The following is a 21,056-nucleotide window of genomic DNA, read 5'->3' as shown; positions in this document are numbered from 1 at the left end:
GCGGGTGTCCTTCCACTGCACCGAGGCGGCCTTGGCCAGGATGGTGATGCCGCGCTCGCGCTCCAGGTCGTTGGAATCCATCGCGCGCTCCGCCACCTTCTGGTTCTCGCGGAAGGTGCCGGACTGCTGCAGCAGGCGGTCGACCAGCGTGGTCTTGCCGTGGTCGACGTGGGCGATGATGGCGACGTTGCGGAGGTTCATGAGTTGCGTCTTCTGATCAGGTCATGGAGGCCCCAAAGCGTCTCGCGCGGGCCCAAAAAGGAAGCCCGGCCAAAGGACCGGGCACCGTTCATGCGTTTGCGGCGCAATATATGCAGAAAAGGCTAAAAAACAATGGCTTGTTGAGGCGTTGGGACGCCGAATTTGACGGCCGTATTCCTTCGGTGCGTTGTCACGCGCCCGTCATGAGCGGAAGCCGCGGATCACGTTCCAGATCAGCATCACGCCGGCAAAGCCGATCGCCAGCCCGACCAGAACGAAAGGCAGTACCCCGATCTCGTCATGCCGCTCGGTCAGCGCCAGGCCGCCGAAAAACAGCGCGCAAAGGCCCGGCAGCAGCATGATGATCCCGACGATGAGCAGGATTGCGGTCAGGCAGCCGCTGCGCTGTTCCGGGCGTGGGCCCGATGGCGGCATCGAAGGCGGCGTTGCACCGGTCGGAGGCATATCGCTCATCGCTCGACCCGCTCCCTGTCGCCATAAGTCCGGCCCGTGAGCTCGGCGCGGATGCGATCGATCATGCCATTGCGGTAGAACAGGTTGTAGGTGTCGAACGGGATGATGCTGCCGTCCGGCGTCACGAAGTGGATGCAGGAGCGCTTGACGTTGCCGACGCAGAAATTGAAGCGATCGAGAAACTGCACGATGGTGACGCGGAAGACGTTCTCGTAGCTGAGTCCGTCCGGCACCTGGAAGGTCGGCAGGCAGCACAGCAATTCGGCGACTCGGTCGGAAGTGTTCAACGGTCCCGACGATAGCGAGAACAGGTCGATGAATTTTTCCCGGAGCACCGGGTATTTCTCCGGGCTGATGGTGTTGGGCATCACCGCGAGCAGTTGCTCGCGCGGGATCAGCGAGGTCAGCGGCAGCACGGTCGGGCCGTTGCGGAGGCCGTAGCCGATCGAGATGCTTTCGGGATTGCAGGGCAGCGGGATCATGTCGGCGTCGCCGAACACGCCGGTCTCGACCACGCGCCTGCGGATCTCCGACAGCATGATGCGATCGGCATCCTTGTCGAAATTCTGGTTGCGCCCGGCATCCTGGACCGGCTGGAGGGTGACGCCGCGCACGCATTTCCAGGTCAGCGCGTGACGGACGATGTCGCCGATCTCGTGGTCGTTGACGCCGCGCTTGACCGTGACGACCAGCGTGGTCGACAGATTGTGCCGCTCCAGGTTTTCCAGCGCCTGCTGGCGGACCTTGCGCAGGTCCGCGCCGCGCAGGTTGATCAGCGCATCGCGTTGCAGCGAGTCGAATTGCAGGTAGATTTCGAAACCGCGCCGGTTCTCCGCCAGCCGCGCCACGAAATCCGGTTCGCGGGCGATGCGCAGGCCGTTGGTATTGATCATGACATGGCGGATCGGCCGGGCGCGCACGGCGGCAAGGATCGCGAAGAAATCCGGATGCAGGGTCGGCTCGCCGCCCGAGATCTGCACCACGTCCGGTTCGCCTTCGCTCGCGACCAGCGCGTCCAGCATCGCCTCGATTTTCGCCAGCGGCGCAAAGGAGGTGCGTGCCGGCGAGGAGTCGGCGAAGCAGACCGGGCAGGTGAGGTTGCAGTGCTCGGTGATCTCGATCAGGGCCAGGCAGGAATGCTGCTCGTGATCGGGGCACAGGCCGCAATCATAGGGGCAGCCATATTCGGTGTGCCGCTGCAGCGTCAGCGGACGGTCGCCTGGCTTGATGAAATCCTTGCACAATCGCCAATAGGCGGCGTCCGTCGACACCAGGGTCGACTGCACGCCGTGCTGCCGGCAGCGCTTCTCGTACCAGACCTCACCATCGCGAATCTGGATCTTGGTCGGCACCAGCGCGAGGCAGGTTTCGCAGAGCGACTGGGTCTGGCCCCAGAAGATGTAGGGGCGGGACTTACGCAGCGGCGCGTTCATGGTTCAATCTTGCGGAGGGCGCCGTCGCCAGCATGGCGGCCGCGTACAGGAGGACGAGCAGGGAGAGCAGGTGGAACAGGCTGAAGGGTCCGATCAGTCTGCCATAGGGCTTGAGAAACTCCCAGAAGAAGCGCTGCAATCCGTACCAGCCGAGCGCCAGATAGAAGCCGTTGGCGATGACGAAACCGTCGCGCCGGAACACCGCCACGACATAAAGGATGGCGAATGCCGCCATCGCCAGGCTTTCATAGAGCTGCACCGGGTGGCGGAGGACGCCGTCGCCGAAATCATGGCCCCAGGGCAGCGGCGTGGGCGTGCCATAGGTGAAATCGTCGAGACCGGCGAGGTAGCAGCCGATCCGACCGATGGCTGTGCCGAGGGCGAGCGGCAACGCGAACCGGGCGCCGGTGCGTTGGGTGATGCCGGCCCGCCATTTGTAGAGCTCGATCGCGGCAATGCCGCCGGCGAGCGCCCCCTCGATCGAGCGCGCGATCCCCGATTGGCCCGACAGAAACAGGTTCAGCGTGCCGAACAGATAGGCGCCGACGCCGGCGCCGAACAGCAGCACCGCGATGTAAGGAAGCTCGAACGACTGCTGCGGAAACTGCAGACCGCGCATGCGCGACAGCCACCAGGCGGCTGCGACAGCCACAAGCCATGCCGCGATGTCGAAAATGGTATGAAGAACCGCCCCGCTCATGAACGGGATAGTATCGTGGTTCGCGCGACGCCCGCCAGTCCGGCATCTGCGGACGGATCAATTGCCGTTTTCCGGGGTGGGATAGACCCCGCGCAGCACCTCCTCGAAATGGTTCTTGACCTGCTCGTTGCAGAGGCAGCAACGGAGCCGCAACGCCTCGCGGTTGCGCACCAGGATCGAGCCGCGGCGCGTCTCCAGAACGCCTTCCGCCTTGAAGCTCTGCATGACCCGGCTGGCATAGGAGCGGCCGACACCGAGCAGGGTGGCGAGCTGCTCATGGGTCAGCGGCACGATGTCGGAGCCGTCGGTGCGCTCCATTGCCGACAGGATCCATTTCGCGGTGCGCTGCTCGATGGAATGGATGGCGTTGCAGGCAGTGGACTGGAAGATCTGCGCCAGCATGCAGTCGGCATAACGCGAGAAGATGTTGCGCAATGTGGCCGAACGGGCCTTGGCCGCTTCCAGCTTGCTGATCGGCAGCCGCGCGAATGGACCGCCGAACTTGACCAGGATGCGGGTATAGGCCGGCAGAAAGCCGTGGCTGACGATGCCGCCAACCGCGCCTTCGCGGCCGATCAGGATGGTCTCGACGTCGCGACCATCCTCGTTGGGCACGACGTAGGACACGAGGCTCGGGCCGCAGGGAAAATAGACGGTCTCGACGTCGTCGCCCGGGCTGTAGAACAGATCGGTGGCCCTGGCCTGGACGGTGGCGAGATAAGGCTCGATCAGCGCGAAGTCCGCCCGGTCGAGCCGGCGCAACAGGTTATTGAACGGGCGGCCGTCAACTTCGGCCGCCGCGTCGGGCCGCGTAAGCATGGGAACTCCTCGTTTCCCCATCAAGCGAGGATAGGCGATCTGGTTCCCGGTTTATGTCCACAAGTGCACAGACTCGGCTGCATGGAATGTGGTCGGTTGCGTGCGGAACCCGTCGATGCGCTCTGGGCTCGACAGCGGATGGTCCGGATCGGCCTTGCAACCCCAACTCCCCCGGCGTGACAATGGACTCCGCGTCCCCAGACGGCTTGCCCGGCAACATCCTGGTTGTCGAAGATGATCCGATCATCGCGCTCGATTTCGAGGACACGATCCTCGGCTTCGGCGTGAAGGCGGTGCGGACCGCCGGCAACGTCGCGACCGCGCTCGACATGATCGAGGCGCATGCCCCGGATTTCGCGCTGCTCGATGTCGGGCTGGTGCGGGGGCACAGCTTCGCCGTCGCCGAACGGCTCGCGGCGCTCGAAATTCCATTTGCCTTCGTCACCGGCTATGGTGCCGATCGCGTGCCGGCTGCGTTTGCGGACCGTCCGCGCCTGCCGAAACCATGTTCGCGCGAAGCGCTGCTGGCGGCATTGCAGCAGTCTTTCAAGACCGATTAGTCCAGCCCTTTCGACGCCGACTGCCGAATGCAGAGTTCGGCGAGATCGGCCTCGACGCCGCCGAAAAACGTTCCGGGCCCGGCCCTGAGAACCGGGCCTCGCATGATCGAGGCAGATAACGCCGCGCTCGATTGATCGGACAGCTCGCGGAAGCGATCCAGTGCCGCCGATTTGCTCTCGGCAACGAATTTGTCGAGCCCTTCCTCGGTAGCGTCAGTCGGATCCTTGCTCCGCAGTTCGTCATTCGCGGTCGCGGCCGGCGATACCGACGCGAGCTTGATGCGCTTGAGCAAGACATAGCGATCGAATCGTTCGAAGATGGCATTGAGCAGCTTGGCCTGCCGCAGCGGTTCGGCCATTGCCAGATACTGCTTCACGTCCGCATCCTGCTTCAGCTGCTCCAACTCGTCGGAGGCAGAAAATCGTTCGGCGTAGACCTTGAGATCGAAGAACGAGCTCACGATTTCCGTGTAGCGCATGCCCAATTTGATGAAGAGATCGTGGCCGCGCGCTTCGAGCTCGGTCGGCTCCAATCCCTTGGCTTTCAGGCAGGCTGGATCGGCGCTCCTGAGCAGCGACCTTCCGAGTTCGGCCGTGAGAGCCTTGCCGTAGTCGGACGCAAACGCGTCGCGCACGAGCGCCACGCGCTCGGCCCGCGTCTGGAGAGGCTGTTGCGCCAAAGGCATGGACCCAAGGGCGAGCAGAAACACGGCGGTGAGAACCGATCTACGGGATGGCACGTCGTCGACTCGAGAAACCAGGCCCGGCCCGGGACCGGGCCTGACATGGTCGCCGGAACTGCCCGCGCGGTTCATCGATTGATGAAAATTACGCCTGCTTCGGGTCGAGCGTGGTCGACCACAGCGCGACGTCGGCGCGGTCGCGCAAGGTCACCGTCATCTGGCCGGTCGCGCCTTCGATCTTGACATGGCCGAAGAACTGCATGCCGGCGGACGGCGGCAGGTTCTGCTTGTCCGGTCCCGGCGCCTTCACGAAACGGACCTCGGGGCCGAACGTGTTGTCGAGCTCGTTCGGTCCGAACGTGCCGGCGTGCAGCGGTCCGGAGACGAACTCCCAGAACGGCTCGAAATCCTGGAACTGCGCCTTGTCGGGATTGTAGAAATGCGCGGCGGCATAATGCACGTCCGCGGTGAGCCAGACCGTGTTCTGGATCGGCGCGGTCTTGATGAAGCGCAGGATCTCGGCGATCTCGAGCTCGCGGCCGCGCGGCGGGCCGTCGCCCTGCGCGAAGGCTTCCGAGCCCTTTCTGTTGGCCGCATCGTCATAGACGATCAGGCTGAGCGGCATGTCGGAGGCGATCACCTTCCAGGTGGCGCGCGAGTTCAACAGCGCGCGTTTCAGCCAGCGCATCTGCTCCGGCCCGATGAAATAGGAGTCCGGACCGTAGATCTCCTGCAGGTTCGGCCCGTTGGGACCGCGATAGCTGCGCTCGTCCAGCATGAACACGTCGAGATGCGGGCCGTAGCTCAGGGTGCGATAGACCCGGCCGGGCTCGACGATGCTCTCGCGCATCGGGTACATCTCGTGGAAGGCGCGCGCGGCGCGCGCCGCCAGCAGCGTGATGTTGCGCTCCTTGTAGGCCGCCGGCAGGTCCTTCGAGAGCGACCAGTTGTTGGTGACCTCGTGGTCGTCCCACTGCACGAAGATCGGGACCTCGGCATTGAAGGCCCGCAGATTGTCGTCGAGCAGATTGTACTTGTGCGCGGCGCGGTACTCGTCCAGCGTCTCGGCGACCTTGGCTTTCTCGGGAATCGTGATGTTCTTCCAGATCTTGCCGTCGGCGAGCTTCACTTCGGAGCGGATCGGATTGTCGGCATAAATGGTGTCGCCGGAATGGATGAAGAAGTCCGGCCGGTTCTTGCGCATCGCCGCGTAGGAGAGCATGCCGCCGTCGTCGGGATTGATGCCCCAGCCCTGGCCGCCGACGTCGCCGCCCCAGACGAAGCTGACGTCGCGGCGGTCCGACGGCGCGGTGCGGAAACGGCCGACCACCGGCTCGCTTTCGACCGAGGTGTGGGCGAGATCGCGAAAGCGGATGCGATAGAAGATGTCCTGTCCGCCCGGCAGGTCCTCCAGCAGCATCTTGGCGGTGAAATCGCTCTCCGGCAGGGCGGCGATCGGCGGCAGCGCGCGAACCTTGCTGAAGGATTCGGTGGTCGAGACCTCGACCAGCATCTGCGACGGCCGGTCGGCGCGCGCCCAGACCACGCCACCGTCGGTCCCGACGTCGCCGGATTGCACGCCGTGGGTCACGATTGGCCGATCGGCGGCGCGGCTGAGATAGGGTATCGCGATGGTGCTGACGCCGGCGGCAGCCGCGGTGGAAAGGAAGCGCCGACGGGAGAATCCGCCGAGCGGTTTGCGGGGCATGCGAAGGGTCACGAAAGGCCTCCTCGGTTGTCGCCAGGATACGGCAACAGAGCTAGAAAGCTTTGATGACGCCCCGATTACAGCCCTGCGATGGTTTACGACGGCAAGCCAGGGCTTAAAGCGCCCCGGTGGCGCGGAAGGAGGCGCCGGCGCGCTGCAGGCTTTGCGGCATGGCGATGAGCAGCGCACGGCGGTCCGCGACCGCGTTATGGAACTGTTCGAGCGCGACGTTGAAGGCCGTGAGCGAAGCTTCCTCGATCACGCCGCGATCGAAGCAGAGCAGGGTCGCGCGCAGGATTCCATCCGCCTCCTCCTGCATGCGATCGAGCTCGTCGGCCGAATCGCAGCGGCGTGCCGCCGGAATCATCTCGAGCAGCCGCTCGCGCAACGATGTGTTGGTCTCGCGCTCGTCCTTCTTGAGGTAGCCGGCGAGCCAGGCGCCCAGCGAGCCCATCGCCGACAGCGCCATCAGGCTCCACCAGATGTAGTCGCTGTAGCGGTCGAGGAAGGTCTTCTCCTCGCCATCGACGAAGGCGGCCGCGCCGGGGTGCACCGGCACCACTGCGTCCTTGTCGGTGTCGGGGGTCTCGATCTTCGCGGCGAGCGGGAATTCGTGGATGAGCTGCCGCCGGACCGAGAACAGCTGGCGGGCAAAGGCGGCGACCGTGGTGTCGGAAAGGCCCTTGCGCGCGACGATGTGGTGGTCGAAGCCGATGGTCTTCACCTCGTCGTCGGGTTGGGCGGGCGAGCCGCCGAGGCTGCCGGCGGGGATCAGGGAAGCCTCGTAGGCGGGACGGTTCTGTGCGATCGCCTCAGCCGCGTCGATGGCGAGGAATGTCGGCGTGCCGTCGCGGGCCGACGCTGCGATCGCGTCTGCGATCAGCCTGCTGTTGATCGGACCGGCCGCGAGATAGGCATCCGCCTTCTGTCCCCGAATGGCTTCGGCGCTGTCGGTCGCCGGGAGCTGGGCGATGTCGACCTTGCCGGGATCGACGCCATATTGTTGCAGGATGATCTTCAGGAGGTTCGCATTGGCCTCGGTGCGGCCGATCACGCCGACGCGACGGCCGGCGAGCTGGCCGACCTTGGTGATGCCGGATTTCCGGCCCCTGCCTTTGGCCGTGACGGTCCAGAGCACCACGACGTTCTTGCGCAGCGTGGCGACGGCCTGCGCGTTCTTGGGCACGTCGAGGTCGCCGCGGATCACCGCGAGGTCGACCTTGCCTTGCGCCAGCGCTTCGGCGCTCGCGGCCGCGCTGTCCGTCGGTACCGGCTTCAGCCGCACATAGCTATGGGTCCGGTTGAGATGTTGGCCCAGCGCCTGGATCAACTTGAGATCGTCGCCGGCGGGGCCGACCGCGATCCGCAGCGAAACCGGACGCATTTCCAGATAGAAGGCACCGGCTACCGCAGCGACGAGGGCGAGCAATCCGGCGCTGGTCGCGAGCACCAACCTGCGGCGCGTGGGTGCCCGGCGTGACGACAGCGGCTCGGCGGCGGAATCCTCGGACATCGACCTCGTTGAAGCTCAAATTCATCGTGCCGGTGGCGTAAGCTACCCCCTCATACCAAATCCCGTGCGTGAACGAGGTTACATCTGCGTCATGGTTGCCGGAAAGCGGGACGACCTCGGAACCGCTCGGCGCGGCGGAGATTGCGGTAGAGATACACCAGCGAGACGGAGCAGCATCATGGTGGAGAGGTTATCGGCACAAGCGCGACAATCGGCGCTCGACGGGTTGCAGGGCTGGAAGGAGGTCGCCGGCCGCGAGGCCATCGCCCGCAATTTCACGTTCCGGGATTTCAACGAGGCGTTCGGCTTCATGGCCCGGGTGGCGCTGGTGGCCGAGAAGAATGACCACCACCCGGAATGGCGCAACGTGTACAGGACGGTCGAGGTGGTGCTGGCAACCCATGACGCCGGCGGCGTCACCGCGCGTGACATCGAGCTTGCCAAGGCGATGAACACGATCGCATCCCAGCTCGGCGCGCAATGATCCCGTCCGCGCCATCTTGCCGCGGCGAGGCGCGATCACCAGATTTCAGGCTGCGATGGAGGAGCCGAGCGATGGCAACCGATCACAGCGTCGGATTCGAGCCGGCCGAGCGGCTGGCGCAGGACCGCGAAAGCGTGCGCCGGCGCTTCTGGATCAAGCTGAAGAAGGTGGCGGCGAAGCTGCCCTTCACCGAGGACCTGCTCGCCGCCTATTACTGCGCCTTCGACAAGGAGACGCCGCGTCATGTCCAGGTCACGCTGCTCGGCGCGCTGGCCTATTTCATCCTGCCGTTCGATTTCCTGCCCGACATGATGCCGGTGCTCGGCTTCACCGACGATGCCGCCGTGCTTGCCACGGCGATCCGGCTGGTGGCGAGCCATATCACGGATGATCATCGCGCCGCGGCCCGCGCGGCACTGAAGCGGGGCATCGAGCCGGAGAACGAAGGCAGTTGATGGCTTGAAAGAATTCAGCCCGGCCGATCAGGCCGGGCTGAACCGTCCGCCTCCCCCCGCTTAACGCGGTCTTTGAACCTGTGGCCGCACCGCGGCCGTCGTCGGCGCGGCGACCGGCTCCTGCGCCTTGGCGTTCTGCGCCTCCCATGCCTGGTACTGCTTGAACAGCGCCTCGCGATCGGACTCCGAATTCATGTTCTTCGCGACCGGGCTCTGCTTGAGGAATTCCTCGAAGCGGCTGCGCGCCGCGCCCCCGACCCCGTGCTCGTCCAGCCACTGCTTCGCGTAGGGCAGGCGCTGCCAGCCCGGCAGCGGCGCCGTCAGCGAGACCTCCTTCCACTTCGGGTGGAACGGCGGGTTCTGGAAGGTCGGGAACTTGGTGAAGAACGCATCCACGAACAGCGAGAGCTTGCGGTAGCGGTCGGTGTTGGGCGCCCAATTATAGGCCGCGAGCACCGCCGGCACCGCGATGGTGTCGACCGTCTCGCCTTCCGCGATCAGGTTCGGGTAGTCCTTCGCGGTCATGCTCGCTGGCAGGTAGTCGCCCTGCAACGGCCGGTCGTAGTCCACGGTGACGAGGTGGAAGCGGCCGTCATTGACGAAGTTGCTGACCGACTTGTAAGGCTTGCCGCCGACGACGATGACGGCGTCGAGCTCGCCCTTCTTCAATTTCTCCATCGCGATGCGCTGCTCGATATAGGCGAAGTTCGCCTTCAGCCCGAGCCGCTCAAACACGGTGAGCGCCGTCACGAAGGTGCCGCCATCCGGCAGGTCGACGCTGATCCGCCGGCCCTGGAGGTCCTGCAGGGTCTGGTAGTTCTTCGGCGCGATGACCTGCATCTCTTCATTGTAGAGCTTGGTCACATAGGTGAACTGTTTCTTGATGTCCTTGGCGTAGCCCTTCTTCTCGAGATAATCGAGCGTGTCGCCGCGCACGATGCCGAGGTCGACGCCCTGCAGGAACAGGATGTCGGCGACGCTCTGCACCGAGCCACGGCCCACGATCGGCAGGATCCGCAGCTTGTTGCCGTCGTCCAGCACCGAGGACAGGTCCGCCCCGAACTGGACATAGGTGCCGCCGATCGTGCCCGAGATCAGCGTCACCGTGTTGGCGTTCAGCGCCTGCTTGGTCGTCGTCGAGCCGAAATTGAAAATCGCCTTCAGGCTGTCGCTGACCTTCGCCGGGTCATAGTCGTCCGCGCGCGCCGCGAAGCCGCACGCCATCGTGATGGCAACAATTGCCAATCCAACCAAACGTCGCATGTGTTCCCGTTCCCCTTGGTTCCGATCGTCAGTTCTGCAGCCGCGCGAGCCGGCGTTGCGCGTCGGCCGAGCCGAGCGCGGCGGCCTTTTCGTACCAGGCGCGCGCCGTCGCCATGTCCGGCGTGACGTTGCGAACGTCCTGCGTCCCCAGCATCTCGGCGTCATAGGTCTGCGCCAGCAGGAAGGCGGCCGTCACGTCCGGCGCATTGGCCGCGCGCTTGAGCAGCAGCCTCGCGGCCGGGATGTCGCCGGACGCGAGCAACTCCCGCGCCCGCCTCATCAGCGAGGAAACCTCCTCAGGATCGATGCGCCTGGCCGGAGCTGCGACCGGGGGCGGCGCGACGGCCGTGGGGGCGACCGCAACCGGAGCAACCGGCGCCGGCGGGGGAGCCGCCGCGGCCGGTGGCGCGACGACGGGCTGCGGCGCCGATGGCGTGACGAAGGTCGGTGTGATGACGTTCGGCGTCGAAACCGCAACCGGCGGCGGGACGGCCACGGCCCGGTTCTGCAATGCGTTCTGATAAGCGCTCGAAATATCCTCTCGCGTCGGCGCCATCGCGACCTTGGGCAAGTTTGCGGTGTCGGGGACGGCCTGCCCGCCGGGCCTGAGCTGGAGGTCACGCGCCGTCAGTTGGGTCGAGGTCTCCGGCTGCGCGGAAGCCGTCGGCACCGGCAGCGCGCCGGCGATCGAGGCCTTGGCGGACTCGAACACGTCGCGCGTGGCGTCGGAGGAGAACAACGCGAACAGCATCGCGACCGCGGAGGCGCCCAGCACGGCCATCAGGATACGGAAAGAAAAATTGGAGCCGCGAAACCTGCGCAGCGGATTGCCGTATCTCGGCTGCTCTGCGTAGCCTTCATCCTCTTCCTCGGCGTAATCCTCGGCTTCGAGATCGTCCTCGGAATCGGCAAGGAAGAGCGGAGCGGGTTCCTCGACGCGATCCCTTGGTGCGGTCCGGCCGAATGCGTAGCCCCGCTCGCGGGGACGGATCATCTGCTCTTCGAACCGATCGATGGGATCGCGCGACCCAAAGTATCTCCTTTGTTCCACCATCGTGATGTTCCCCACTCACTGTGACGCAACAAGGGGCACCCAGCAGCTGGCATATTTGCGCTGTGAGAAGTGTGCCCCCTCACCAACCCTCAACTCAAAGGTTGAATTGGCCCAAAACACGGCCTAGGCGGGCGCAATTTGGGAGAGATTCTGATTTTATTGCGGCGAAGCCGTGCAACTCGGAGGCTATTTCGAGTCGAAAAACCTCGCCTGCTCAAGAGGGTGAGAGGCCACGCAGGGCGGCTCTCGGCCCAACCACGACGGATGCAGTGCGCGGTCAAGGCTCGGTCGCGCACAGCCGCACACCGAAAATCCGCGCGTTTACTTTCCCCGCAGTCAGAACTGCCAAGCAGAAGCCGGCCGTGAGCCATGTCATCCTCGAACGAGAGAAATCACTTCTGCGCTATATTTCGGGCCGAATGATGGGCATGGCGCGATGATTCGGGAAAAGCCCGGCGCAGGCGAAAGACGGGCTCGCCACCGTCGGGAGTGCGCCAGCGCGCCAAAGTTGCCGCAATTTGTCGAGCTCGCGGTCAGCTCCGTCCGTGGTGCCCGCCGCCTGCTAGGGGTGCAGGATCACCTTGCCCATCGCCTGCCGGCCGGCAAGGACCTTCAGCGCATCCGCGGTCTGTGCCAGTGGGAAGGTGCGGTCGACATGCGACGAGATCTTGCCTTCCGCAGTCCACCTGACGAGCTTTTCCAGGTTGGCGCGGTTCTTCTCCGGATTAAGCCGCGTCCATGCCCCCCAGAACACGCCGCGGATGTCGCACCCCTTCAGCAGCGCGAGATTGAGTGGCATTTTCGGAATATCGCCGGCGGCAAAGCCGATCACCAGGAAGCGGCCTTCCCAGGCGATCGAGCGCAGGGCCGCCTCGGCGTAAGCGCCGCCGACCGGGTCGAAGATGATGTCGACGCCCTTGCCGCTGGTCAGCTTGCGCAGACCCTCCTTCAAATCCTCCTTCGCATAGTTCAAGGTGAGCTCGGCGCCATGCGCCTTCGCGAATTCGAGTTTTTCCTCGGACGAAGCGCAGGCAATGACCTTCAACCCCATCAGCTTGCCGAGCTCGCAGGCCGCAAGCCCGGTGCCGCCCGCCGCGCCCAGCACCGCCAGCGTCTCGCCGGGTGTTGGGCTTGCGCGATCTTCCAGCGCGTGCAGCGCTGTGCCGTAGGTGATGATGATGCCCGCGGCGCGGTCGAAATCGAGATTGTCGGGAATCTTCACGATCGAAGCGGCCGGCAGCGCGATCTTCTCGCGCGCGCCGTTGTGGCCGCAGGAGGCGACGACACGGTCGCCAACCTTCAGGTCGGTCACGCCCTCGCCGACGCTCTCGATCACACCGGCGACCTCGGCGGCCGGCGAGAACGGAAACGGCGGCTTGATCTGGTATTTGCCCTGGATCATCAGGATGTCGAAGAAGTTCAGTGCGGCCGACTTGATCGCGATCACGGCCTGGCCAGGCTCGGCCACCGGGTCCGGCACATCAGCCAGCACGAGATCGTCGGGTTGGCCGTATTGCGAGCACAGAATGGCTTTCATGGACACACCTGGTCTTTGGCCCAACGGGACGTCAGGTTCATGCCGGATTTGACGGGCGCCGACAATTGGATTCCCGACTGCACAGGATTTGAAACAATGTTCGAAAAAGGTCTGCTGGCGGCGAAGCGCATCCTGGTCACCGGTGGCGGGTCCGGGCTTGGGGCGGCGATGGGAAGCCGGTTTCTCGAGCTTGGCGCCGAGCTCGTGATCTGCGGCCGGCGGGCTGACCTGTTGGAGGCGACCGCCGCCGAAATGCGCGCAGCGACCGGCGGCAGCGTGACGCCGATGGCCTGCGACATCCGCGATGGCACGGCCGTCGAGGCGATGATGGATGAGGTCTGGCGCACGGCGCCGCTCGACATCCTGGTCAACAATGCGGCGGCCAATTTCATCGCACAGACCGAGCGGCTCTCGTTCCGCGCCGCGGATGCGATCCTGGCGCCGACCCTGCACGGCGCACTGTACTGCACGCTGGCCGCCGGCAGACGCTGGATCGAAGGCCGCCACAAGGGCGTGCTGTTGAGCATCCTTTCGACCTCGACCGTCACCGGCCGCGCCTTCACGGTGCCGTCGGCGATGGCGAAGTCGGCGGTGCTGTCGATGACCAAAAGCCTTGCAGTGGAATGGGGGCCGAAGGGAATCCGCACCGTCGCGATCGCGCCGGGCGCCTTTCCAACCCCCGGTGCCACCAGCCAGCTTCGGCCCGGCGGGCGCGACCAGGACTGGGCCTCGCGCAATCCGCTTCTGCGCGTCGGGAAGCATCGGGAGCTGGCGGATCTCGCAAGCTTCCTGGTTTCGGATGCCGGCTCCTACATCAATGGCGAGATGGTCGTGCAGGACGGCGGCGCCCATCTGCGCGGTTCCGGGGCCGAGGACCTGCTGCAGTGGACCGACGCACAATGGGAGCAGCTTCGGTCGCAACGGTCGAGGCACCAGAATTGACCAAACCCTTGGTTGATTCCCGACGATCTGTTTACCAGCGCGGCGTCACCCGATACCGCGCCAAGCCTCGGGGCCATCTTCCAGTCACAATAGTGGGTGAACCAAGGCGCGGGGGAATCACTCTCGTTATGTTCATCAAGCGGATACTGACGGCTGTCGTGGCGGGTGTGCTGGTGTGTGGGGCGGCAGGCTTCGCGCATGGCCAAGGCGCCTCGTCGCCGAAGGCAGCGAAGGCGGCGGCCAGGCCTGCCGTTCCCGCAGCCGCCACGGGCGGGGCCGAGCCGACCCTGATCGGCCAGTTCGGAAGCTGGGGCGCCTATGCCGCGACGCCGAACGGCAAGCGGGTCTGTTTCGCGCTCGCCAAGCCGACGTCGTCCAAGACCAATCCGCCCAATCGCCCCCGCGACCCTGCCTATGCCTTCGTTTCCACCCGTCCCTCCGAGAAGGTGATCAACGAAGTCTCGGTCATGATCGGCTACGCCTTGAAGCCCGGCTCCGAATCCACCATCGAGGTCGGCGGTGCGAGCTATTCGATGTACACCCAGGGCGACGGGCTCTGGATCAAGAACGCCGCCGAGGAGGAGCGCATGGTCGAGGCGATGCGCCGTGCCCCCGATGCCGTGATCAAGGGGGTGTCGGCCAAGGGCACCGAGACCACCGATACCTTCTCGCTGAAGGGGCTGGCACAGGCGCTCGACAAGATCGCCCAGGACTGCCGACGCTAAAGGTTGCCGGCGCCCGTGACGCCACTCTGACATCCGCATTCCATGGCGGCGGACTTTCCAGTCGGCGCTGGAGGGCTTATTTGATGCTCCATGACCGACAACCTGACCAGCATCGTCGCGCTTGACGCTCGCACAAGTGTGCCGTTGGAGAAAACTCCGCTCGAAACCTATGTTCCGCCGGCCAGGCCGTCGCTGATCGGCCTCTCGCGCGGGGAGCTGGCCCAGTGTCTCGGAGCGATCGGCGTTGCGCCGGCGCAACGCAAGATGCGCGTGCAGCAATTGTGGCATTGGACCTATTTCCGCGGGGCACGGAATTTCGGCGAGATGACGTCGGTCTCGAAGGAGATGCGGGCGCGGCTCGATGAACGTTTCACCGTCGACCGCCCCGAAGTCGTCGCCGAGCAGGTTTCCAGCGACGGCACCCGGAAATGGCTGCTGCGGCTGCCGAGCGGCGACAGATTGGAGAAAGCCCACGAGGTCGAATGCGTCTATATCCCCGAAACCGACCGCGGCACGCTGTGCGTCTCCTCGCAGGTCGGCTGCACGTTGAACTGCGCCTTCTGCCACACTGGGACGCAGCGGCTGGTGCGCAATCTGACCGCGGGCGAGATCGTGGGCCAGGTAATGGTGGCGCGCGACCGCCTCAACGACTGGGCCGACCGCGATACGCCGTCCGGCGGCCGGCTCGTCACCAACATCGTGATGATGGGGATGGGCGAGCCGCTCTACAATTTCGAGGCGGTGCGCGACGCACTGCTGATGATCGCCGACAATGAAGGCATCGGCATCTCCCGGCGTCGCATCACGCTGTCCACGTCTGGCGTGGTGCCGAACATCATCCGCACCGGCGAGGAGATCGGCGTGATGCTGGCGATCTCGCTGCATGCCGTGCGCGACGAGCTGCGCAACGAGCTCGTGCCGCTCAACCGCAAATATCCGATCGCCGAATTGCTGCAGGCCTGCCGCGACTATCCGGGCGCATCGAATGCACGGCGCATCACCTTCGAATACGTGATGCTGAAAGGCGTCAACGATTCGCTTGATGACGCGAAGCGCCTGGTCAGGCTGCTCAAGGGCATCCCCGCCAAGATCAACCTGATTCCGTTCAATCCGTGGCCCGGCACGGACTATGAGTGCTCGGACTGGGATCAAATCGAGAAGTTCTCCGAATACATCTTCAATGCCGGCTATTCCTCGCCGGTGCGTACGCCGCGGGGCCGTGACATCCTCGCCGCCTGCGGGCAGTTGAAATCGGAGACCGAGAAACTGTCGGCGCGCGAGCGGCAGGCGCTGCGCGCCATGGCGATGACGGATTGAGACGACGGATTGAAATGGCGCTGATCGGCCGCCTGTTCGTGATCTTCTTCGGCTTCCTCACCGCCTGCCTGGCGGCGGGCTCGATCGTGGTCGGCGCCGTGCTGTTTCCCGAGTTCAGCGATCTCGGCGCGGGTCCGGTCGACGAAGGCGCGGTCGATGTCCTGCTCGGCTTCGGCTTCATCTTCGTATCCGGCTTTGCGCTGATCCCGGCGCTGGTCGTCGCCGCGATCACGGAGGCCTTCAACATCCGCGGCGTTCTGACCTATGCGGTCGGCGGCGGCCTGGTCGGGCTCGCCTGCTATCTCGGCCTGGTTCCCTTCGATCCCGACACCATGCGCTTCGAGGGCATCGTGCGACGTCATCTCGAGATCATGACCGGGGCCGGCATCGTCGGCGGCCTGGTCTACTGGCTGATCGCCGGCCGCAATGCCGGCGCTTGGCGCGTGCCGCTCCGCCGGCTGCCGGCGCCTCCGCCGCTGCCGTCCGCGTCGCGCCCGCCGCGGCCGTGAGCCTTTCCATTGCCGCGGTGCTTCGCTAGACGGCAGCCTCAGGAACAGCCCCATGAACCGGACCGGACTCTTCATCGCGCTGTCGCTCGCCCTCGTCATCGGCGTGGTCTTCGGTCTCTATCCCGAGCTCGACCTGAAGCTCGCGGCGCTGTTCTATGATCCGGCGAGCCGGACCTTTCCGTGGAAGCAGAACGAGCTGGCGCAGATCGCGCGCGATGGCGCGATGTGGCTCGCCTGGGCCATCGCGCTGCCTTCGATCGTGGCGCTGATCGTCAAGCTGGTGCGGCCGGACCGGCCATTGCTGATCTCGGGTCGCGCCGCGATCTTCCTGGTGCTCACGCTCACGCTGTCGGCCGGCGTACTCACCAACCTCACCTTCAAGAGCTATTGGGGCCGGCCGCGCCCGGTGCTGGTGGCCGAGTTCGGCGGCGACCTTTCGTTCGTGCCGTGGTGGGATCCACGCGGGCGCTGCGGCCGCAACTGCTCGTTCTTTTCCGGCGAAAGCGCGACCGCGTTCTGGACGCTGGCGCCAGCCGCGCTGGCTCCGCCGGCCTGGCGGCCGCTCGCCTATGCCGCGGCGACGCTGTTCGGGCTCGTCATCAGCGCGCTGCGCATGGCGTTCGGCGGACATTTCTTTACCGATGTGACGATCGCGGGGCTCGTGACCTTTCTGGTGATCTGGCTGGTGCACGGCTTGATCTACCGCTGGGCGAGGACGCGGTGGTCGGACGGGGCGGTCGATGCCGTCATGACACGGCTGGCCTGGCCGCTCTATCGCGCGCGAAAGCGCCGGCGCGGGCAGGAGGTGGGCGCCAGCCCGGTGGCGTGAGGTGTCCCGTCAATTGCGCTATCCACCAAAAAATCGTGCCGACCGGCCTGAAATTTGATATTCGCGCGCCCAGCCGGCGGACCGCCCGCAACCACGACCGATTGGAAGCTTCATGAGCACGATCCTGAAAAGCCTGCCCAAGGGGGAAAAGGTCGGCATCGCCTTCTCGGGCGGTCTCGACACCAGTGCGGCGCTGCTCTGGATGAAGCAGAAGGGGGCGCGCGCCTTCGCCTATACGGCGAATCTCGGCCAGCCCGACGAAGCCGATTACGACGAGATTCCGCGCAAGGCGCGCGAGTTCGGCGCCGAGAAGGCACGGCTCGTCGATTGCCGCACGCAGCTCGTCCATGAAGGCATTGCCGCCATCCAATCGGGCGCCTTCCACGTTTCGACCGGAGGCCTCACCTATTTCAACACCACGCCGCTCGGGCGCGCGGTGACCGGCACGATGCTGGTCTCGGCGATGAAGGAGGACGGCGTCAACATCTGGGGCGATGGCTCGACCTATAAGGGCAATGATATCGAGCGGTTCTATCGCTACGGCCTGCTGACCAACCCGTCCTTGCGGATCTACAAGCCCTGGCTGGACCAGCAGTTCATCGACGAGCTCGGCGGCCGCGCGGAGATGTCGGCGTTCCTGACCGCCAGCGGCTTCGACTACAAGATGAGCGCCGAGAAGGCCTATTCGACCGACAGCAACATCCTCGGCGCGACCCATGAGGCGAAGGATCTCGAGAGCCTGGACAGCAGCATCAGGATCGTCAATCCGATCATGGGCGTGCCGTTCTGGCGCGACGACTGTCCCGTCAAGGCCGAGAAGGTCACCGTGCGCTTTGCGGAAGGGCAGCCCACTGCGCTGAACGGCCGAACCTTCGCCGATCCGGTCGCGCTGCTGCTCGAGGCCAACGCCATCGGCGGCCGCCATGGGCTCGGCATGAGCGACCAGATCGAGAACCGGATCATCGAGGCCAAGAGCCGCGGCATCTACGAGGCGCCCGGCATGGCGCTGCTGCATATCGCCTACGAGCGGCTCGTCACCGGCATCCACAACGAGGACACGATCGAGCAGTACCGGATCAGCGGGCTGCGCCTCGGCCGGCTGCTCTATCAGGGGCGGTGGTTCGATTCCCAGGCCTTGATGCTGCGCGAGACCGCGCAACGCTGGGTGGCGCGCGCCGTCACCGGCGAGGTGACGCTCGAGCTGCGCCGGGGCAACGACTATTCGATCCTGAACACCGAGAGCCCGAACCTGACCTATCAGCCGGAGCGGCTCAGCATGGAGAAGGTGGAGGACGCCGCGTTCACGCCGGCCGACCGCATCGGCCAATTGACCATGCGCAACCTCGACATCACCGATACCCGCGGAAAGCTCAGTCTCTACGCGAAAACCGGCTTGCTATCGAGCGAGGCTGGCTCCCAGATCTTCAGGCTCGAGAGCGACAAGGGCTGAGCTTCCCAGCCATTTCGCAGGAGGAGCTTCGCTCCCTCTACTTCACCCTCAACGCATCCAGCAGCGAGCGGAATGCGCGCACATAGTCCGCGCCGGTCCTGCCGATGTCGGGACCGGCGGAGACCGCTACTGCGGCCTCGGTGACCGCGCCGAGCAGCAGCCGCGCCAAGGGCTCGATCGGTTGCCGCGCGATCACGCCGGCGTCCATCGCGGCTCCGAGCGCGCGGGGAAACTTGCCGCCGAAATGCTCGGCGTCGATCTCGCGCCAGCGCTCCCAGCCGAGCACGGCCGGGCCATCGCGCAGGATGATCCGGCCGGTTGCGCCTCTCGAGCACGCTGCGAAGTAGGCTTGCGTTCCCGCCGCCATGGCGGCGAGCGGGTCCTTCTCCGCCCGCGCAATCCGGTCGAGTTCGGAAACAAGCTCGAGCGAGACGAGCTCGAACACGGCCTCGAACAGCGCCTCCTTGGTCGAGAAGTGATGATACACCGCGCCTTTCGCAACGCGTGCGGAAGCGGCGATGTCGTTGATGGTCGCAGCGGCAAAGCCGCGCTCGCCGAAGATGCGTCTTGCCGCCTTGACGATCGCCGTCCGTGTCTTCTCGCGCCGCTCGGCCTGGGTTGCCATGGCCAGTCTCTATACCAGTTCCGTCTCGCGGCCAATTGACTTACCGACCCATGGTCGATAAGTTGCCGACCAATAGTCGGTATCTTTGGAGAGGAAAATGCCCTCACTCGCCACCCTGCAGGCCTTTGCCGCGACGGTCGAATCCAACGACCATGTCGGGGCCATCGAAAGATTCTACGCCCCGGATGCACGAACCCGGGAGAATGACGGCGGGTGGCGCGTCGGCCGAGAGGCGCTGGCCGAACGCGAGCGCGCGGTGTTGGCTGCCGTGGCGAGCGTCAAGACCACGCGGCTCGGGCCGCTATTGCTCGATGGCAGTCATTCGGCGATCTGCTGGCGCTTCGAGTTCACCGGCGGCGACGGCACGGTGCGCACCATGGAAGAGGTCGCCTGGCAGACCTGGAGCGGTGAACAATTGATCGAGGAGCACTTTTTCTACGATCCGGCGCAGATGAGGAAATAGCTCGCCGGCAACAAAATGGCCGGGGATCGCCCGGCCATTTTTCATCGCGTGGCTGACCTCGCTTCAGCGCGGCGGCGCGTTGCCGCCGTCGAGCAGCGGGGTGATGCGGCGGACCGTGACGCGCCGGTTGATCCGGCTCGCGCCGTCGGTCTGCTCCTTCAGATATTGCGATCCATAGCCCTGCGTCGTCAGGTTCTCGGCGGGCACGCTGAACTGCTGGGTCAGCAACTCGGCCGCAGCCTGCGCGCGCCGGTCCGACAGCGACAAATTGTCGACATCGTTGCCGGTCGCGTCGGTGTGGCCCTCGATCAGGAACACCTCGCGCGGATTGCTGGTGATCGCCCGGTTCAGCCCGTCCGCGATCACCTGCAGCTTGGCGGCCTGGTCCGGCGGGATCTCCCATGAACCCGTGTCGAAGTTGATGGTGTTGAGATCGATGCTCGGCATCAATTGCCGCACATTGGGGCTGTAGCGGATCTCGTCGAGCGAGTAGCGCCGCGCGACGCGATCGACCGGCGGTGCCAGCAGCGTGTCGTAGATCATCTCCGGCGGCGCCACGTCGGCCTGCACGTCGTAGCGGTCGTAGGGGATGCGGACCACGGGCGGCGGGATGTCGACATAGAAGCCGCCCACCGCGGCCGGATCGCGGTAGCTGTTGTCGATGATGACGATCTCGCGGCCGGCCGGGTCGCGCCGGATGCGGCGCAGCAGCACGCCGTCCGGACTGGTGACGGTGATGATTTGCACGCCGTCGGGGCGATACACGATGGTGCGGGTCTCGCCGCCCCCGACCCGTTCGGTGCGGATGTCACGCGCGCCGAACTGGAAGCGCAGCATCTCGTCGTGACGGACGAAGGCCTGCCCGCCGGGATCGCGCACGATGACGAGGCCCGGCTCGGTGATGACCGTGCGGCCGCCTTCCTGCACCTCGCGCCGTTCGCCGCGGAAGGCATCGATCCGCTGCGGACCGGCCGCAGGCGCGCCAGGCGCGATTGGCCGCAACGCCTGCACGGGCGGCGGTGGAGGCGGCAGCGGTGCGGTCACGGCCGGGGGCGGCCGCTGCGCGGTAACCGGCGCGACGCCGGGCGGCGTGCCCGGAGGCTGCGGAGGAACGGCGCCTTGGCGGGCACCTCCCGGCGCCGGCGGAGCGCCTGGCGGCGGAACATTGTTGGTGCGGCCGCCGCCTGCCGGCGGGGGTGGTGGCGGCGTCGTTCCCGGTGAGGCTGCCGGCGGTGGAGGAGGCACCCTCCCGGGCGGCGTCTGCTGCGCGGGCGGCGTCGTTCCCGGCCGTTGCGCGCCAGGCTGTGCCGGG

At 65.7% G+C, this 21,056-nt stretch carries 23 protein-coding genes; 10 read left to right on the top strand and 13 right to left on the bottom strand.

The genetic code is table 11. From position 1 onward, the window contains the following. From JOY90_RS05655 to JOY90_RS05635, 5 genes are all read right to left on the bottom strand, one after another. Window positions 1-201 (bottom strand): GTP-binding protein (locus tag JOY90_RS05655; protein WP_291690166.1); only part of this gene is annotated, 201 nt, incomplete at its 3' end. Between the two features lie 201 nt (window positions 202-402). Beyond that, complete coding sequence (locus JOY90_RS05650) at window positions 403-675, bottom strand: hypothetical protein (protein ID WP_291690165.1); 273 nt, start codon at window positions 673-675, stop codon at window positions 403-405. Beyond that, a complete protein-coding gene (locus JOY90_RS05645) occupies window positions 672-2,108 on the bottom strand; it encodes a radical SAM protein (RefSeq protein WP_291690164.1) in 1,437 nt (478 codons plus the stop codon). Before JOY90_RS05645 ends, JOY90_RS05650 begins: the two co-directional genes overlap by 4 nt. Beyond that, window positions 2,089-2,808: a prolipoprotein diacylglyceryl transferase gene (locus JOY90_RS05640; protein ID WP_291690163.1), complete on the bottom strand. Its 720-nt coding sequence runs from the start codon at window positions 2,806-2,808 to the stop codon at window positions 2,089-2,091. Before JOY90_RS05640 ends, JOY90_RS05645 begins: the two co-directional genes overlap by 20 nt. 57 nt (window positions 2,809-2,865) lie before the next feature. Then, window positions 2,866-3,627 (bottom strand): Crp/Fnr family transcriptional regulator, encoded by a 762-nt coding sequence (locus tag JOY90_RS05635; protein ID WP_291690162.1) that lies wholly within the window; start codon window positions 3,625-3,627, stop codon window positions 2,866-2,868. 182 nt (window positions 3,628-3,809) lie between these two features. On the opposite strand from JOY90_RS05635, the gene JOY90_RS05630 reads away from it, so the two are divergent. Next, window positions 3,810-4,187, top strand: a complete 378-nt coding sequence (locus JOY90_RS05630) for a response regulator (RefSeq protein ID WP_291690161.1) — start codon at window positions 3,810-3,812, stop codon at window positions 4,185-4,187. Here JOY90_RS05630 and JOY90_RS05625 read toward each other — a convergent pair. The 3 genes from JOY90_RS05625 to JOY90_RS05615 form a co-directional block, all read right to left on the bottom strand. Continuing rightward, the gene (locus JOY90_RS05625) at window positions 4,184-4,720 is read right to left on the bottom strand and encodes a hypothetical protein (RefSeq protein ID WP_291690160.1); all 537 of its coding nucleotides are present in this window, start codon (window positions 4,718-4,720) and stop codon (window positions 4,184-4,186) included. The two genes, JOY90_RS05630 and JOY90_RS05625, sit on opposite strands and share 4 nt — an antisense overlap. Before the next feature lie 295 nt (window positions 4,721-5,015). After that, on the bottom strand, window positions 5,016-6,578 hold the full coding sequence (locus JOY90_RS05620) for an alkaline phosphatase D family protein (protein ID WP_291690167.1): 1,563 nt from the start codon (window positions 6,576-6,578) through the stop codon (window positions 5,016-5,018). Between the two features lie 115 nt (window positions 6,579-6,693). Continuing rightward, on the bottom strand, window positions 6,694-8,091 hold the full coding sequence (locus JOY90_RS05615) for a TAXI family TRAP transporter solute-binding subunit (RefSeq protein ID WP_291690159.1): 1,398 nt from the start codon (window positions 8,089-8,091) through the stop codon (window positions 6,694-6,696). Between the two features lie 178 nt (window positions 8,092-8,269). Between JOY90_RS05615 and JOY90_RS05610 the strand changes: the two genes are divergently transcribed. Then, window positions 8,270-8,575 carry a 4a-hydroxytetrahydrobiopterin dehydratase gene (locus JOY90_RS05610; protein WP_291690158.1) on the top strand — a complete coding sequence of 102 codons (306 nt, stop codon included), beginning with the start codon at window positions 8,270-8,272 and terminating at the stop codon, window positions 8,573-8,575. Between the two features lie 71 nt (window positions 8,576-8,646). Further along, complete coding sequence (locus JOY90_RS05605) at window positions 8,647-9,030, top strand: YkvA family protein (protein WP_291690157.1); 384 nt, start codon at window positions 8,647-8,649, stop codon at window positions 9,028-9,030. Window positions 9,031-9,090: 60 nt separating this feature from the next. On the opposite strand, the gene JOY90_RS05600 is transcribed toward JOY90_RS05605, so the two are convergent. The 3 genes from JOY90_RS05600 to JOY90_RS05590 all read right to left on the bottom strand — a co-directional run bounded on the left by JOY90_RS05600 (window position 9,091) and on the right by JOY90_RS05590 (window position 12,884). After that, window positions 9,091-10,293: a TAXI family TRAP transporter solute-binding subunit gene (locus tag JOY90_RS05600; RefSeq protein WP_291690156.1), complete on the bottom strand. Its 1,203-nt coding sequence runs from the start codon at window positions 10,291-10,293 to the stop codon at window positions 9,091-9,093. 28 nt (window positions 10,294-10,321) lie between these two features. Further along, window positions 10,322-11,287: a hypothetical protein gene (locus tag JOY90_RS05595; protein WP_291690155.1), complete on the bottom strand. Its 966-nt coding sequence runs from the start codon at window positions 11,285-11,287 to the stop codon at window positions 10,322-10,324. A gap of 622 nt (window positions 11,288-11,909) precedes the next feature. Continuing rightward, window positions 11,910-12,884 (bottom strand): NADPH:quinone oxidoreductase family protein, encoded by a 975-nt coding sequence (locus JOY90_RS05590; RefSeq protein ID WP_291690154.1) that lies wholly within the window; start codon window positions 12,882-12,884, stop codon window positions 11,910-11,912. A gap of 96 nt (window positions 12,885-12,980) precedes the next feature. Between JOY90_RS05590 and JOY90_RS05585 the strand changes: the two genes are divergently transcribed. From JOY90_RS05585 to argG, 6 genes are all read left to right on the top strand, one after another. Further along, complete coding sequence (locus JOY90_RS05585; protein WP_291690153.1) at window positions 12,981-13,826, top strand: SDR family oxidoreductase; 846 nt, start codon at window positions 12,981-12,983, stop codon at window positions 13,824-13,826. Between the two features lie 128 nt (window positions 13,827-13,954). After that, window positions 13,955-14,551 (top strand): invasion associated locus B family protein, encoded by a 597-nt coding sequence (locus tag JOY90_RS05580; RefSeq protein WP_291690152.1) that lies wholly within the window; start codon window positions 13,955-13,957, stop codon window positions 14,549-14,551. Window positions 14,552-14,641: 90 nt separating this feature from the next. Next, window positions 14,642-15,868 carry a 23S rRNA (adenine(2503)-C(2))-methyltransferase RlmN gene (rlmN, locus tag JOY90_RS05575; protein ID WP_291690151.1) on the top strand — a complete coding sequence of 409 codons (1,227 nt, stop codon included), beginning with the start codon at window positions 14,642-14,644 and terminating at the stop codon, window positions 15,866-15,868. Between the two features lie 14 nt (window positions 15,869-15,882). Continuing rightward, window positions 15,883-16,377 carry a hypothetical protein gene (locus tag JOY90_RS05570; protein WP_291690150.1) on the top strand — a complete coding sequence of 165 codons (495 nt, stop codon included), beginning with the start codon at window positions 15,883-15,885 and terminating at the stop codon, window positions 16,375-16,377. A 52-nt stretch (window positions 16,378-16,429) separates the two neighbouring features. After that, window positions 16,430-17,206 (top strand): phosphatase PAP2 family protein, encoded by a 777-nt coding sequence (locus tag JOY90_RS05565; protein ID WP_291690149.1) that lies wholly within the window; start codon window positions 16,430-16,432, stop codon window positions 17,204-17,206. A gap of 112 nt (window positions 17,207-17,318) precedes the next feature. After that, the gene (argG, locus tag JOY90_RS05560) at window positions 17,319-18,656 is read left to right on the top strand and encodes an argininosuccinate synthase (protein ID WP_291690148.1); all 1,338 of its coding nucleotides are present in this window, start codon (window positions 17,319-17,321) and stop codon (window positions 18,654-18,656) included. Window positions 18,657-18,693: 37 nt separating this feature from the next. Here argG and JOY90_RS05555 read toward each other — a convergent pair whose 3' ends face one another. Continuing rightward, window positions 18,694-19,281: a TetR/AcrR family transcriptional regulator gene (locus JOY90_RS05555; protein WP_291690147.1), complete on the bottom strand. Its 588-nt coding sequence runs from the start codon at window positions 19,279-19,281 to the stop codon at window positions 18,694-18,696. 97 nt (window positions 19,282-19,378) lie between these two features. Here JOY90_RS05555 and JOY90_RS05550 point away from each other — a divergent pair, with 97 nt between their 5' ends. After that, a complete protein-coding gene (locus JOY90_RS05550) occupies window positions 19,379-19,744 on the top strand; it encodes a nuclear transport factor 2 family protein (protein ID WP_291690146.1) in 366 nt (121 codons plus the stop codon). Between the two features lie 63 nt (window positions 19,745-19,807). Here the strand turns inward: JOY90_RS05550 and JOY90_RS05545 are convergent. Continuing rightward, window positions 19,808-21,056, bottom strand: a 1,249-nt coding sequence (locus JOY90_RS05545; protein ID WP_291690145.1) for an OmpA family protein, incomplete at its 5' end; no start/stop codon positions are given.

The organism is Bradyrhizobium sp. (genome assembly GCF_019242285.1).
In the GTDB taxonomy this organism is placed as follows: domain Bacteria; phylum Pseudomonadota; class Alphaproteobacteria; order Rhizobiales; family Xanthobacteraceae; genus Bradyrhizobium.
Note: the sequence above shows the minus strand (reverse complement) of the source record. Positions and strands in the feature narration are given on the sequence as shown.